Origin of the sequence: Pseudomonas sp. B10 (assembly GCF_900156235.1) — a bacterium.
Lineage (GTDB): Bacteria > Pseudomonadota > Gammaproteobacteria > Pseudomonadales > Pseudomonadaceae > Aquipseudomonas > Aquipseudomonas siliginis.
This window is the reverse complement of the sequence record NZ_LT707063.1, coordinates 2,523,003-2,535,461: the sequence shown is the minus strand read 5'-3', so window position 1 is coordinate 2,535,461 and position 12,459 is coordinate 2,523,003. Positions and strand designations below refer to the sequence as shown.

The 12,459-nt window shown below is 59.9% G+C and carries 10 protein-coding genes; 1 reads left to right on the top strand and 9 read right to left on the bottom strand.

All coding sequences use genetic code 11. The features are described from left to right. Nucleotides 1–197: 197 nt before the first annotated feature. From panC to BXA01_RS11325, 4 genes are all read right to left on the bottom strand, one after another. Complete coding sequence (panC, locus tag BXA01_RS11340) at nucleotides 198–1,058, bottom strand: pantoate--beta-alanine ligase (RefSeq protein ID WP_076564139.1); 861 nt, start codon at nucleotides 1,056–1,058, stop codon at nucleotides 198–200. Then, a complete protein-coding gene (gene panB, locus BXA01_RS11335; protein ID WP_041477826.1) occupies nucleotides 1,055–1,855 on the bottom strand; it encodes a 3-methyl-2-oxobutanoate hydroxymethyltransferase in 801 nt (266 codons plus the stop codon). The genes panC and panB overlap by 4 nt, the downstream gene beginning before the upstream one ends. 435 nt (nucleotides 1,856–2,290) lie before the next feature. Next, nucleotides 2,291–2,776 carry a 2-amino-4-hydroxy-6-hydroxymethyldihydropteridine diphosphokinase gene (folK, locus tag BXA01_RS11330; RefSeq protein WP_076564138.1) on the bottom strand — a complete coding sequence of 162 codons (486 nt, stop codon included), beginning with the start codon at nucleotides 2,774–2,776 and terminating at the stop codon, nucleotides 2,291–2,293. A gap of 3 nt (nucleotides 2,777–2,779) precedes the next feature. Then, the gene (locus tag BXA01_RS11325) at nucleotides 2,780–4,180 is read right to left on the bottom strand and encodes a polynucleotide adenylyltransferase PcnB (protein ID WP_039761624.1); all 1,401 of its coding nucleotides are present in this window, start codon (nucleotides 4,178–4,180) and stop codon (nucleotides 2,780–2,782) included. A gap of 724 nt (nucleotides 4,181–4,904) precedes the next feature. On the opposite strand from BXA01_RS11325, the gene BXA01_RS11315 reads away from it, so the two are divergent. Next, entirely contained in the window at nucleotides 4,905–6,110 is a 1,206-nt protein-coding gene (locus BXA01_RS11315; RefSeq protein WP_083957550.1) for an ISL3 family transposase, read from the top strand. A gap of 119 nt (nucleotides 6,111–6,229) precedes the next feature. Here BXA01_RS11315 and BXA01_RS11310 read toward each other — a convergent pair whose 3' ends face one another. The 5 genes from BXA01_RS11310 to dksA all read right to left on the bottom strand — a co-directional run bounded on the left by BXA01_RS11310 (nucleotide 6,230) and on the right by dksA (nucleotide 12,425). Next, a complete protein-coding gene (locus BXA01_RS11310) occupies nucleotides 6,230–7,666 on the bottom strand; it encodes a sigma-54-dependent transcriptional regulator (protein ID WP_024014333.1) in 1,437 nt (478 codons plus the stop codon). A 22-nt stretch (nucleotides 7,667–7,688) separates the two neighbouring features. Further along, a complete protein-coding gene (locus BXA01_RS11305; protein ID WP_024014332.1) occupies nucleotides 7,689–10,643 on the bottom strand; it encodes a sensor histidine kinase in 2,955 nt (984 codons plus the stop codon). Further along, complete coding sequence (locus tag BXA01_RS26955; RefSeq protein ID WP_003176118.1) at nucleotides 10,627–10,803, bottom strand: hypothetical protein; 177 nt, start codon at nucleotides 10,801–10,803, stop codon at nucleotides 10,627–10,629. The genes BXA01_RS11305 and BXA01_RS26955 overlap by 17 nt, the downstream gene beginning before the upstream one ends. Nucleotides 10,804–10,880: 77 nt before the next feature. Beyond that, on the bottom strand, nucleotides 10,881–11,777 hold the full coding sequence (gluQRS, locus tag BXA01_RS11300) for a tRNA glutamyl-Q(34) synthetase GluQRS (protein ID WP_076564137.1): 897 nt from the start codon (nucleotides 11,775–11,777) through the stop codon (nucleotides 10,881–10,883). Nucleotides 11,778–11,981: 204 nt separating this feature from the next. Beyond that, nucleotides 11,982–12,425 (bottom strand): RNA polymerase-binding protein DksA, encoded by a 444-nt coding sequence (dksA, locus tag BXA01_RS11295; RefSeq protein ID WP_076564136.1) that lies wholly within the window; start codon nucleotides 12,423–12,425, stop codon nucleotides 11,982–11,984. Between the last annotated feature and the right edge of the window lie 34 nt (nucleotides 12,426–12,459).

Here is a 12,459-nt window from a genome sequence, read left to right as displayed (position 1 = left end):
CCCTGTACTTTTTTAACATCCGCAGAGGAATCTGGCCGACAAACGGAGGTGCCCGGAAGACTTTCGCCCACCGGCATGCACCGGAAATACATGTGGGAGCGAGCCTGCTCGCGAAGGCGGCGTGTCAGGCAACTTATAAGTCGCTGATACAACGCTTTCGCGAGCAGGCTCGCTCCCACAGGAAGTTTTGTTACTGCTTAAATCGGGCTATCGAGATTCAGGTGCAGGTTGTCGATCAGCCGCGTAGTGCCGAGGAACGCCGCTACCAGAATCACCAGATCGCGATCTTCCGCCGTCGCCGGACGCAAGGTCAGGCCATGACGGATTTCCAGATAATCCGGACGCAGACCCGCCGCTTCCAGTACCTGCAACTGTGCAGCGATCAGCGCCGGGTAATCACGCTCACCTTGCTTGATCGATTCGGCAATGCTGCTCAGCACGCGGTAGACCACCGGCGCCACGGCACGCTGAGCTTCATTGAGGAAGCCGTTGCGCGACGACAGCGCCAGGCCGTCCGCCGCTCGTACGGTCGGCTCGCCGATGATCTGGATCGGCATGTTCAGGTCATGCACCAGTGCGCGGATCACCGCCAGTTGCTGGTAATCCTTCTGGCCGAAGATCGCCAGATCCGGTTGGACCATGTTGAACAGCTTGCTCACTACGGTCGCCACACCTTCGAAGTGCCCCGGACGGCTGGCGCCACACAGGCCTTCGGACAATTGCGGCACGCTGACCCGGGTTTGCCCGGCCATGCCGTCCGGGTACATCTCTTCAACCGTCGGCGCGAACAGCAGGTCACAACCGGCTTCGAGGAGTTTTTCCTGATCGGCGGCGAGGGTGCGCGGGTATTTGTCGAGGTCTTCGCCGGCGCCGAATTGCAGCGGGTTGACGAAAATACTCGCGACCACGAAATCCACTCGCTGCGTAGCCTTGGTGATCAATGCGACGTGGCCGCTGTGCAGGTTGCCCATGGTCGGCACGAAGCCGATGCGCTTGCCTTCACTGCGCGCGCGGGCGACGGCGGCGCGCAGTTCGCGTACGGTTTTGACGGTGTTCATGCAGAGAATCCGTGTTCGATGCCAGGGAACGTGGTGGCTTTGACTTCGCTGACGTAAGCCTTCAGCGCGGCCTGGATGCTGTCCTGACCTTGCATGAAATTCTTGACGAATTTGGGTACGCGGCCGGTGATCGACAGGCCGAGCATGTCGTGCAATACCAGTACCTGGCCGTCGGTGGCGTTGCCGGCACCGATACCGATCACCGGAATGCCCACGGCCTGGCTGATTTCTGCCGCCAGTTCGCTCGGCACGCACTCAAGCAACAGCATGGCCGCACCGGCCTGCTCCAGCGCGATCGCATCGGCACGCATCTGCCGCGCCTGGTTCTCATTGCGGCCCTGCACTTTATAGCCACCGAGAATGTTCACTGCTTGCGGGGTCAGGCCCATGTGCGCACACACCGGCACACCGCGCTCGGCGAGCAGGCGGATCGACTCCGCCAGCCACAGCTGACCTTCAACCTTGACCATGTGCGCGCCGGCCTGCATCAGCATGGCGCTGTTGTTCATGGTCTGTTCGAGGGTGGCGTTGGCCATGAACGGCAGGTCGGCGAGGATCAGGGCATCGCCATTGCCACGCTTGACGCTGGCGACGTGATAGGCCATTTCCGCCGTGGTCACTGGCAGGGTGCTGTCGTGCCCCTGCAGGACCATGCCCAGGGAGTCGCCGACCAGCAGCACTTCGACACCGGCCTCATTGCAGGCATGGGCGAAGGTCGCGTCATAGCAGGTCAGCATGGTGATTTTTTCACCTTTCTGCTTGAGGCTCTGGAGCGTGGTCAGGGTGATGGCTGGCATGTAAAAAATCCTCGTTCAGGCGCTCTGGAAACTGCTGCGAGTCACGCGCGTGATTCTTCATCTACTCAGGCGCACGGTCTTGTGTCGTGCTTTGAAAGGCCTGGATTGCGCCCGTTCATGCCGGGTTGGCGGCAGCGGGACGCCTATAGTCGTGATGAGCCAACAGGAAGTCAATTGCGTGTGTTACCGCCTTGTTACGCGGGCGGTGTTACCGGCGTTACTGATGCGATTCAGCGGCGCGGCGGGCCTGATTCGGGGGATTTTTGTCTGACAAAAACTGGAGATTGGCAGGTGACCTGTGGCGAGGGGATTTATCCCCGTTGGACTGCGGAGCAGGCCCAAATCTGACCAAGCTGTACACAACATGGGGCCGCTCCGCGACCCAACGGGGATAAATCCCCTCGCCACATAACCACATTTCACAGAAGGTTTTTGTCAGGGCTGGGAGAGGCGTTCAAGGCCGACAAACGGGCAGGCGGCCAGCAGGTCGGGAAGGGCGCGGCCATCGGCGAGACGCAGATCCTGCGGCGCCAGCTCAGCCAAGGGATAGAGAACGAACGCCCGCTCCTGAATCTGGTAATGCGGGACTTTCAGCCGTGGCTCGTCGATCAGTCGATCGCCGAACAGCAGAATATCCAGATCCAGGGTGCGTGGCCCCCAGCGCTCAAGACGCTCGCGGCCCTGAGCGTTTTCGATCGCTTGCAAGGCGTCGAGCAGCTCGATCGGTGCGAGCGAACTGTCGAGGGCGGCGACAGCGTTGGTGTAGCGCGGCTGGCCCGGCAACAGTGAATCGCTTTGATAAAAGGCTGAAACGCCGGCAAGACTTGTCTGCGGCAATTGCCCCAGTGCCGCGATGGCGCTGCGCAACTGGTCGGCCGGGTCAGCGAGGTTGCTGCCCAGGCCGATGTAGATGCGTTCCATCGCTTACTCGCCCGTCGCGCTCGAAGCACCGGCGCGCTTGCGCTTGGAACCGCCGCTGCGGCGACGTTTGCGTGGTGCGCCGCTGGCATCGTCGCCCTTGCCGCTGAGGTCGCGGATCATGTCGCGACGCTCGCTGTCGTTAGCGTCCTGATAATCGGTCCACCATTCGCCGAGGCCATCGGTCTCCTCACCTGCGCTTTCGCGCAGCAGGAGGAAATCGTAACCAGCACGGAAGCGCGGGTTGTCCAGCAACAGATCGGCGCGTTTGCCGCTGCGGCGTGGCAGGCGTTCCTGCATGTCCCAGATTTCGCGGATCGGCATGGTGAAGCGCTTCGGAATCGCGATGCGCTGGCACTGCTCGGCAATCAGCTCGTGAGCGGCTTCCTGCATCGCCGGAATCGGCGGCATGCCACGTTCCTGCAGACGCAACACGCGGGCCGGCAGCGCCGGCCAGAGCAGGGCGGCAAAGAGGAACGCCGGGGTTACCGGTTTGTTCTGCTTGATGCGCAGATCGGTGTTGGTCAGTGCTTCGCTGATCAGCGTATGGGTGTATTCCGGATTGTATTCCAGCGCCTCGGCACTGGCCGGGAACAGCGGTGCGAACAGTTGCAGGTCGACCAGCATTTCAAAGGTGATCGCGCCGTGGCCGGAGAGGAATAGCTTGAGCACTTCTTCAAACAGCCGCGCCGACGGAATCTCGCGCAGCATCGGCGCCAGCTCACGGATCGGCTGCACGGTGTGCTTTTCGATACCGAAGTTGAGCTTGGCGGCGAAACGCACGGCCCGCAGCATGCGCACCGGGTCTTCCTGGTAACGCTGCTTCGGGTCGCCGATCAGACGGATCAGGTGATTGCGAATGTCGTGCACGCCATTGGCGTAATCGAGAATGCGCTCACTGACCGGATCGTAATACAGGGCGTTGATCGTGAAGTCGCGGCGTTGCGCGTCTTCTTCCAGGGTACCGTAGACGTTGTCGCGCAGAATCCGTCCGCTCTCGTTGCGCGAGGACTGGTTGCTGTCTTCCTCGTCTTCGTTGACCGGGTGATTGGCGCGGAAGGTCGCGACTTCAATGATTTCGCGACCGAAATGGATGTGCACCAGCTTGAACCGGCGGCCGATGATCCGCGCATTGCGGAATTCGGCACGGACCTGCTCGGGTGTGGCGCTGGTGGCGACGTCGAAATCCTTGGGCGTGATGCCCAACAGCATGTCACGCACGCAACCACCGACCAGATAAGCCTGGTAACCGGCACCTTGCAGGCGTTCGACGATATTCACCGCATAGCGGCTGAACTGCGTTTTCTGCAGCGAATGTTGGCCGCTGTTGAGCACTTCAGGGGTGCTGCGGATGTGTTGCGTACGACGCACGGGAGTTCGGAATGACTGGAACAGCTTCTTCAGCATGGGATGCACTGTTTGAAGGAATGTTCGGCCATACCAAAAGAATGACCGCATGATGGGCGCAGATTCTAGCATTTAGTCGGGGGATGGTGTAGGACGCGGCAGATATGAGCTGCAAGCCCCAAGCTACAAGGGTCGCGCGAGGAAAACGGGGGGATTTCACGGAAGTGAGAAACTACAAGGGGAGCCGAAGCTCCCCAAGAAGTAGTTGCGTGCTCTTTTTATTATTGATTCGGGCTTCTTGTTTTTGTTGAGTGCCCTCGCCACGAAGTGTTTCCTTCGTGACCCTCCCAATCGGGAGCCAAGAGCAAACGGATTGCTTTGGTCGCTGAATTGCAGTGATCTGTCGATCCAACCAGTACAGGCTCTGTCTTAGGACAGTTTTTGTTGTTCTCGGCCTGGTCGTGGGGCAAGCCCCAAATACAACGCCTCTCCAAAAGAATCAGTTAGCTGCGCCTCTCGCCGTCTTGTTTTTATTGTGCGTGAGTCGATTCGTCTTATTTTTATTGTCTTGTGCATTGCTTGTTATTGTTCTTGTACCAAAGATATAGCAGGGTGCGTGCCAACTTTTGTCTCGCCCAGTAAAACAAGGGGTTAGGTCGATATAACCGTTTTGCAGGGGCGAAAAAAAGGTTCTTCACGGAATTCCGGGAAACACAGAAACAAGAACGCCGATTTGGTTGATGATGTTCGTGCGAGCAAACACATCTAACAAACCGGCGTTCTTATGCGTGATATTAATACTTTCCTTCCTTTTTGGGAGGGCTTTTCTGTCGTCACGATCAAGCCTGATGGCGACGCACTACAGATCGATCTGATCCCCCATGCCACCCGATTTCCTTCCTGTGGCGGCTGCCTAAGGCCCTGTTCAACTACGCATGAGTATTGCGAGCGCGTCGTTCGTGATTTGCCCATCCTTGGCCGCGCTGTACGTCTCAACGTTTTGCTCAGGCGGGTTGGCTGTCGTGACTGTGGCAAACGCATGGAGGCTGTCAGTTGGCTAGACCGCTACGCTCGCATGACGCGCCGCTTGGCCGAGGCGGTCATTCAGGCCTGCGAACGCCTTCCAACCCTGCACGTGGCTCAGATGTTCGGCCTACATTGGGATACTGTTAGGTTGCTGGAGCGTCGAGCCTTGCAAGCGACGTTGAGCGCGCTGCCAAAGGCGCAACCGCGACGTTTGGTGATGGATGAGTTTGCGTTGTTCAAAGGGCATCGTTATGCCAGCGTGGTGCTGGATGCCGATACCCGGCGCGTGCTGTGGATTGGTGAAGGCCGCAGCCGTGCGGCGGTCAGGCCATTCTTCGAAGAGCTGGGGGCAGAGGGTTGCGCCCGAATCGAAGCGGTCGCGATGGACATGAATACTGCTTTTGACCTGGAGGTTCGCCAGCACTGCCCAAAAGCTCGAGTGGTCTATGACCTCTTCCATGTCGTGGCCAAATATGGCCGAGAAGTGATCGATCGGGTTCGCGTTGACGAAGCCAATCGGCTACGTCATGACAGGCCGGCTCGCAAGGTTATCAAGCAAGCGCGATGGCTGTTACTGCGCAATCCGCAGAACCTGAAAACGCCGGAGCAACAGCTCCATTTACAAGACCTGTTGGCGGCCAACCAATCGCTGATGACGGTCTATTTGATGAAGGCTGAACTCAAAACGCTCTGGACGCCGAGCACCGCTTGGGACTGGAGATCAGCCTGGAAACAATGGCTGCGCCACGCACATGAAAGCGAAATACCTGCTCTGATCCAGTTCGCCAAACGGCTAAAGCTTTACTGGCGGGGCATTGTGAGCCGAGTTCGCTGGCCGATGCATACCGGCCAACTGGAAGGAATAAACAATCGAATAAAGGTGATCAAGCGGATGGCGTACGGTTACCGGGATAGCGAGTTCTTTTTCATGAAAATCAAGAGCGTCTTTCCCGGTAATCCGTGAAGAACCGAAAAAAAGCCGGGGTTTCGTTACCGATAACCCCGGCTTCTGTTACGTGAATCGACTGCGGTAACAGTTTTTTCACATTGTCATGCGTTACCCGCGCACGCGGTGGGTAACGCTCAGCTCTCGCTGGCAACCCCGGTCTTGCGCCGTGGAATGCCCAGACGCTGGCGGCGTTCCCACAGGCATTTGCGGCTGACGCCGAGTTTGCGTGCCAGTTCGGTCTCGGTCATGTGGTCCTGATGCTCGAGGACGAAGTGCTGGAAGTAATCCTCCAGCGACAGATCCTCGGTCGGCTCATGGCTGCTGTTGCTGGCGTTACCGCCGGTTTGCGGCGGCAGACCGATGAACTCGTCGTCTTCCAGATCGCTCAGCTCGATGTCGATGCCCAGCAGGTCGGCGGAAATCTCCGGGCTTTCGCTGAGAATCACCGCGCGCTCAACTGCGTTTTCCAGCTCACGCACGTTACCCGGCCAGGAATAGTGCCGGATCGCCTGTTCAGCGTCGGCAGCGAATTTCAGGTCGGTGCGGTTGATCCGCGCGCTCTGGCGAGCGAGGAAGGCATTGGCGATTTCGTTGACGTCGGCGCCACGCTCGCGCAGCGGCGGCAGCTTCAGGGCAATCACGTGCAGACGGTAATAAAGGTCTTCACGGAACTGGCCGATTTTCGCCAGGCTCTTCAGATCGCGGTGAGTTGCAGCGATCAGGCGCACATCGACTTTCTGCGACTGCACCGAACCTACGCGGCGAATTTCGCCCTCCTGTAGAACCCGCAGCAAGCGAGCCTGGGCTTCGAGGGGCAGTTCGCCGATCTCATCGAGAAACAGGGTGCCGCCGTCCGCCGCTTCGACCAGACCGGCGCGACCGGCGCTGGCCCCGGTGAACGCGCCTTTCTCGTGGCCGAACAGTTCGGATTCGATGAGGCTTTCCGGAATCGCCGCGCAGTTCACCGAAATCATCGGCGCCTTGGCGCGTTTCGACAGATTGTGCAGGGCGCGGGCCACCAGCTCTTTACCGGTGCCGGACTCACCCTGAATCAACACGTTGGAGTCGGTTGGCGCGACTTTGCGGATTTTGCTGTACAGGTCCTGCATCGGTGGGCAGGAGCCGATGATGCCAATTTCACCATTGCTGTTATCCACAGAGGCTTTGCCATTGCCGGCGGCAGGCTTGCTCGCCGTGGCTTCGCCGGCAGCTGGCGCCGACTGGCGATCACGCAGGATCCGCGCAACCGCCTGGAGCATTTCATCGTGGTCGAACGGCTTGGCGATGTAATCGACCGCGCCCATTTTCATCGAGTCGACCGCCGAGCGCAGGCTGGCGTAACTGGTCATGATCAGCACCGGGGTGCCCTGGCCGAGCTTGATCAGCTCGGTGCCCGGAGCGCCCGGCAGGCGCAGGTCGCTGACGATCAGATCGAACGTAGGAATGGTGAAGCGTTCTTGTGCTTCCTGCACTGATCCGGCTTCGCTGACCTGGTACTGGTTGCGTTCCAGCAGGCGGCGCAAGGCGGAGCGGATAATGGTTTCGTCTTCGACGATCAAAATGTGCGGCATTGATTCGATACTCTCGACGGTCTCAGTTCACAGCGGACGTCGCTTCGACATGACGCGGTAAGGTCACCCGGATACGGGTGCCGCGTTGGCTTTGTACATCAGCCGGGCTGTCGATGGTGATTTGTCCATAATGCTCTTCAACGATGGAATAGACCAGTGCAAGGCCCAGACCGGTGCCTTCACCCGGATCCTTGGTGGTGAAGAAAGGTTCGAACAATCGGTCCATGATGCTCGACGGAATGCCGCTGCCTTCGTCTTCGACGATCAGATCGACCGTGTGTTCGCCGGCTTCGCTCTTGACCCGCACCGCACTGTGCGGCGGCGAGGCGTCGCGGGCGTTGGAGAGCAGATTGATCAGCACCTGGGCAAGCCGTTGCGGGTCGCCTTCGACCCAATGATCGGGATCGCACAGGTTGTAGAACTGCACTTCGAAATTGCGCCGGTTCAGCGCCAGCAGGCCAATGGCGTCCTGCGCGACTTCGGCCAGACACACTGGTTCGTCGTTGTGCTGATGGCTGCCGGCATGGGCGAAGCTCATCAGCGACTGGACGATGCGCGAGACGCGTTTGGTCTGCTCGAGAATCTGCCCGCTGATTTCCGTCAGCTCGCCGTCGTCTTCACGCTCTTCGCGCAGGTTCTGCGCGAGGCAGGCGATGCCGGTGATCGGATTGCCGATTTCATGGGCTACGCCGGCGGCGAGACGACCGATGCTGGCCAGACGCTCGGAGTGCACCAGTTTATCTTCGAGCATCTGCGTTTCGGTCAAATCCTCGACCAGTAACACCAGGCCACTGTTACCCGGGGCCAACGGCTCGTCGATTGCCGCTTTGTGCAGATTCAGCCAGCGGGTCTGACCATCGAGGGCCAGATGCTGTTTGTGCAAATGCTCGTCGGGCAAGTTGATGAAGCCTTGCAGCAGTTCTTTCCACGGGTTGGCGATGGTACTCAGACGCGAACCGACCACTCGCTGCGCGGCGATGCCGGTCAGCTCTTCCATGGCCTTGTTCCACATCAGGATCTCCTGATCCTTGGCCAGCGAGCAGACGCCCATCGGCAGTTCCTGCAAGGTCTGGCGGTGGTAGCGGCGCAGGGCGTCAAGCTCGGCGGCCAGGCCGGTGAGGCGCGAGTGGTAATCCTCGAGACGGCTTTCAATGAAGTGAATGTCTTCGGTGACGTAGTTTTCGCCGCCAGCCTTATAGGGCAGGAAGGTTTCCACCATATCCTGCGCAACGCTCGGGCCCATCAGGCCGGACAGGTTGGCCTCGATGCGGTCGCGCAAACGGCGCAAGGCGTAAGGCCGGCGTTCGTCGAAGGGCAGATACAAGTCGCGCAGCGCTTGCTCGACCTCCTTCTGCGCAGCCTTGGCACCCAGCGGCTTGGCCAACTGCGTGGCGAATTCCTGCGGCGAGGCGGCGTGCAGTTCGCGGCGCTGCGGGCGGCGCACGTTATCCACCGCACAGGCTTCGGCGGCGCTGGCTTCTTCCGGGCTGGCGTTGGTGAACAGTGAGATCAGGGTGAACATCAGCACGTTGGCCGCCAGCGAGGCGATGGCCGCCATGTGCCAACTGGTGTCGTCGAGCACGTAGATCATGTTCAGCAGCGGGATATAGAAACCCTGCAGATTGCCGACCAGCGGCAGCAGCATGGTCACCACCCAGACCGTGATCCCCGCCAGAAGACCGGCAATAAAGCCGCGGCGGTTGGCGGTCGGCCAGTACAGCACCGAGAGCACCCCGGGCAGAAATTGCAGGGTCGCAACAAAAGCGACGATGCCGAGGTTGGCCAGATCCTGTTCGACGCCGAGCATCAGGTAGAAACCGAAACCGGCCATGATGATCGCCACGATCAGGGCTCGACGGGTCCATTTCAGCCAGCGGTAGATGTTGCCTTCGGCCGGCGGTTGATAAAGCGGCAGCACCAGATGGTTCAACGCCATGCCCGACAAGGCCAGGGTGGTGACGATGATCAGGCCACTGGCGGCGGACAGGCCACCGACGTAGGCGAGCAAGGCCAGCGGTTTGCTGTTGGCGGCAATGCCGATGCCTAGGGTGAAATATTCCGGGTCGGTGGTGGCGCCGAGTTTCAGCCCGGCCCAGAGAATCAGCGGTACGGCAAGACTCATCAACAGCAGAAACAGCGGCAGGCCCCAACTGGCGCTGACCAGCGAGCGCGGGTTGAGGTTTTCCGTAAAGGTCATGTGATACATGTGCGGCATCACGATCGCCGAGGCGAAGAACACCAGCAACAGTGTGCGCCACGGGCCTTCCTGCAACGGCGTGTGCAGGGCGGCGAGGGCGGTCTGGTTTTGCAGCAGCCACAGTTCGAGCTGTTGCGGGCCGTCGAATACGCCATACAGCGCATACAGGCCAACGCCGCCGAGGGCGATCAGTTTGATGATCGACTCAAAGGCAATCGCGAACACCAGCCCTTCGTGTTTCTCGCGTGTGGCGATATGCCGGGAACCGAAGAAAATCGTGAACAGAATGATCAGCGCACAGAACGCCAGCGCCACGCGGCTCTGCACGCGTTCGCCGGTGAGGATGCCGATCGAGTCGGCCACTGCCTGAATCTGCAGGGCAAGCAGTGGCAAGACGCCAATCAGCATGAAAATCGTGGTCAGCGCTCCGGCCCAGGTGCTGCGAAAGCGGAAGGCAAACAGGTCGGCCAGCGACGACAGTTGATAGGTGCGGGTGATCTTCAGGATCGGATAGAGCAGCACCGGCGCCAGCAGAAATGCACCGGATACGCCGAGATAGCTGGACAGAAAGCCGTAACCGTACTGATAGGCCAGGCCCACCGTGCCGTAGAACGCCCAGGCACTGGCATAAACCCCCAGCGACAGGGTGTAGGTCAACGGGTGGCGAATGATCGCGCGCGGGATCATGCCCCGTTCGCTGACCCAGGCAACGCCGAACAGCGCCGCCAGGTACGCGGCGCTGATCAGGATCATCTGGGTCAGGCTAAAGCTCATCGGCATCTTTTTGGCTCTGCAGGATGAAGGTCACGACAATCAGGATCAGCCAGAGCAGATAAGGGCGATACCAGGCGCCCGTCGCGTCGATCCACCAGTCCATGATGGCGGGGGAGAACAGGTAGATCCCGACGACCAAAAGCAGGACCAAGCGATAGATGTACATCCCGGCCTCTCTTTTTTATGCGCGTGCCCGAAAACGTGCGGCGATGGTAACGGATGGGCGCGCGACTGCAAGTGTCGTCATTGCAGTTGCGCTTCGGGCAAGGTCAGTGTGCGCGGGATCTTGGCAGCATCCCAATGTGCGCTGCCCCAGGCCAGCAGTTCGCGCGGCGAAGCGTGTGCCAGTTCGGTGCCGGGATTTTGCCCCAGCGCGCGCAAGGCCCGCAGCAGCAACGGCGTGGCCTGATCAGCCTCAAGCGGCGGCGAACGGTAGGACTTGCCGAGTTTGTTGCCGTCCGGCTGGGTGATCAGCGGCAGGTGCAGATAACGCGGCTGTTTCAGACCGAGCAGTTCTTGCAGGTACAGCTGACGCGGCGTCGAATCGAGCAGGTCGGCGCCGCGCACGATGTCGGTAATGCCTTGCCAGGCGTCGTCGAGCACCACCGCCAATTGATAAGCGTAGAGACCATCGCGCCGACGAATGACGAAGTCGCCGACGTCGCGGCCCAGGTGCTGACGGTATTCGCCCTGCACGCGATCGATGAAGTGGTATTCCAGCTCAGGCACGCGCAGGCGGATCGCGGCGTCGTGCTGATCATGCCCGGCATTGCGGCAAAACCCCGGATAAATCCCGTGATAGGGCTCCAGTTGTTTGCGCGAGCAGGTGCAGGCGTAGGCCAGGCCATGATTGAACAGGCTATCGAGCACTTCGGCATAAGCCGCGTGTCGATCGCTTTGGCGGACCATTTCGCCGTCCCATTCGAAGCCGTAGCTTTCCAGCGCTTTGAGAATCGCCGCTTGCGCACCGGGCTCTTCGCGCGGCGGATCGAGATCTTCCATGCGCACCAGCCAGCGCCCACCGACGGAGCGGGCGTCGAGGTAAGACGCCAACGCAGCGACCAGCGAACCGAAGTGCAGGTGGCCACTGGGGGTAGGGGCGAAGCGGCCGATGTAGGCGGGGGATGTTTTGGCGGTCATGGAAGCGAAACTACTTTTCAGGCTATACGCAGGTCAACCTGTAGGAGTGAGCCTGCTCGCGATAGCGGTGTGACATTCAACCAAGATATTGACTGACCCACCGCTATCGCGAGCAGGCTCACTCCTACAAAAAGCAACGGCAGAAGCAAAAGGCAGAAACAAAAACGGAGCGTTCACACGCTCCGTTTTTCGTTCTGGTCGAGATTACTTGCCGACCTGCTTTTCCTTGATTTCCGCCAGGGTCTTGCAGTCGATGCACAGATCCGCGGTAGGACGGGCTTCGAGGCGCTTGACGCCGATCTCGATGCCGCAGGACTCGCACCAGCCGTATTCTTCGTCCTGAATCAGCTCCAGCGTCTTGTCGATCTTCTTGATCAACTTGCGCTCGCGGTCGCGGGCGCGCAGCTCGAGGGCGAATTCTTCTTCCTGGCTGGTACGGTCGGCCGGGTCAGGGAAGTTGGCCGCTTCGTCTTTCATGTGGTCAACCGTGCGGTCGACTTCCTGCATCAAGTCCAGTTTCCACTTGTTCAGGATCTTGGTGAAGTGCGCGCGCATTGGAGCGCCCATGTACTCTTCACCCGCCTTCTGAACGTAAGGTTCGAAGCCGCTGATCGACGTTTGCTGCTGTTGCTTTGCTTGGGTGGACATGAAATAGACCGCCTCTACTCTTGTAATCCATTGC

What these genes read in the sequence shown, in the direction of transcription:
- panC (WP_076564139.1), bottom strand. Translation starts at nt 1,058, where the DNA reads ATGAACACCGTCAAAACCGTACGCGAACTGCGCGCCGCCGTCGCCCGC.
- panB (WP_041477826.1), bottom strand. Translation starts at nt 1,855, where the DNA reads ATGCCAGCCATCACCCTGACCACGCTCCAGAGCCTCAAGCAGAAAGGT.
- folK (WP_076564138.1), bottom strand. Translation starts at nt 2,776, where the DNA reads ATGGAACGCATCTACATCGGCCTGGGCAGCAACCTCGCTGACCCGGCC.
- BXA01_RS11325 (WP_039761624.1), bottom strand. Translation starts at nt 4,180, where the DNA reads ATGCTGAAGAAGCTGTTCCAGTCATTCCGAACTCCCGTGCGTCGTACG.
- BXA01_RS11315 (WP_083957550.1), top strand. Translation starts at nt 4,905, where the DNA reads ATGCGTGATATTAATACTTTCCTTCCTTTTTGGGAGGGCTTTTCTGTC.
- BXA01_RS11310 (WP_024014333.1), bottom strand. Translation starts at nt 7,666, where the DNA reads ATGCCGCACATTTTGATCGTCGAAGACGAAACCATTATCCGCTCCGCC.
- BXA01_RS11305 (WP_024014332.1), bottom strand. Translation starts at nt 10,643, where the DNA reads ATGCCGATGAGCTTTAGCCTGACCCAGATGATCCTGATCAGCGCCGCG.
- BXA01_RS26955 (WP_003176118.1), bottom strand. Translation starts at nt 10,803, where the DNA reads ATGTACATCTATCGCTTGGTCCTGCTTTTGGTCGTCGGGATCTACCTG.
- gluQRS (WP_076564137.1), bottom strand. Translation starts at nt 11,777, where the DNA reads ATGACCGCCAAAACATCCCCCGCCTACATCGGCCGCTTCGCCCCTACC.
- dksA (WP_076564136.1), bottom strand. Translation starts at nt 12,425, where the DNA reads ATGTCCACCCAAGCAAAGCAACAGCAGCAAACGTCGATCAGCGGCTTC.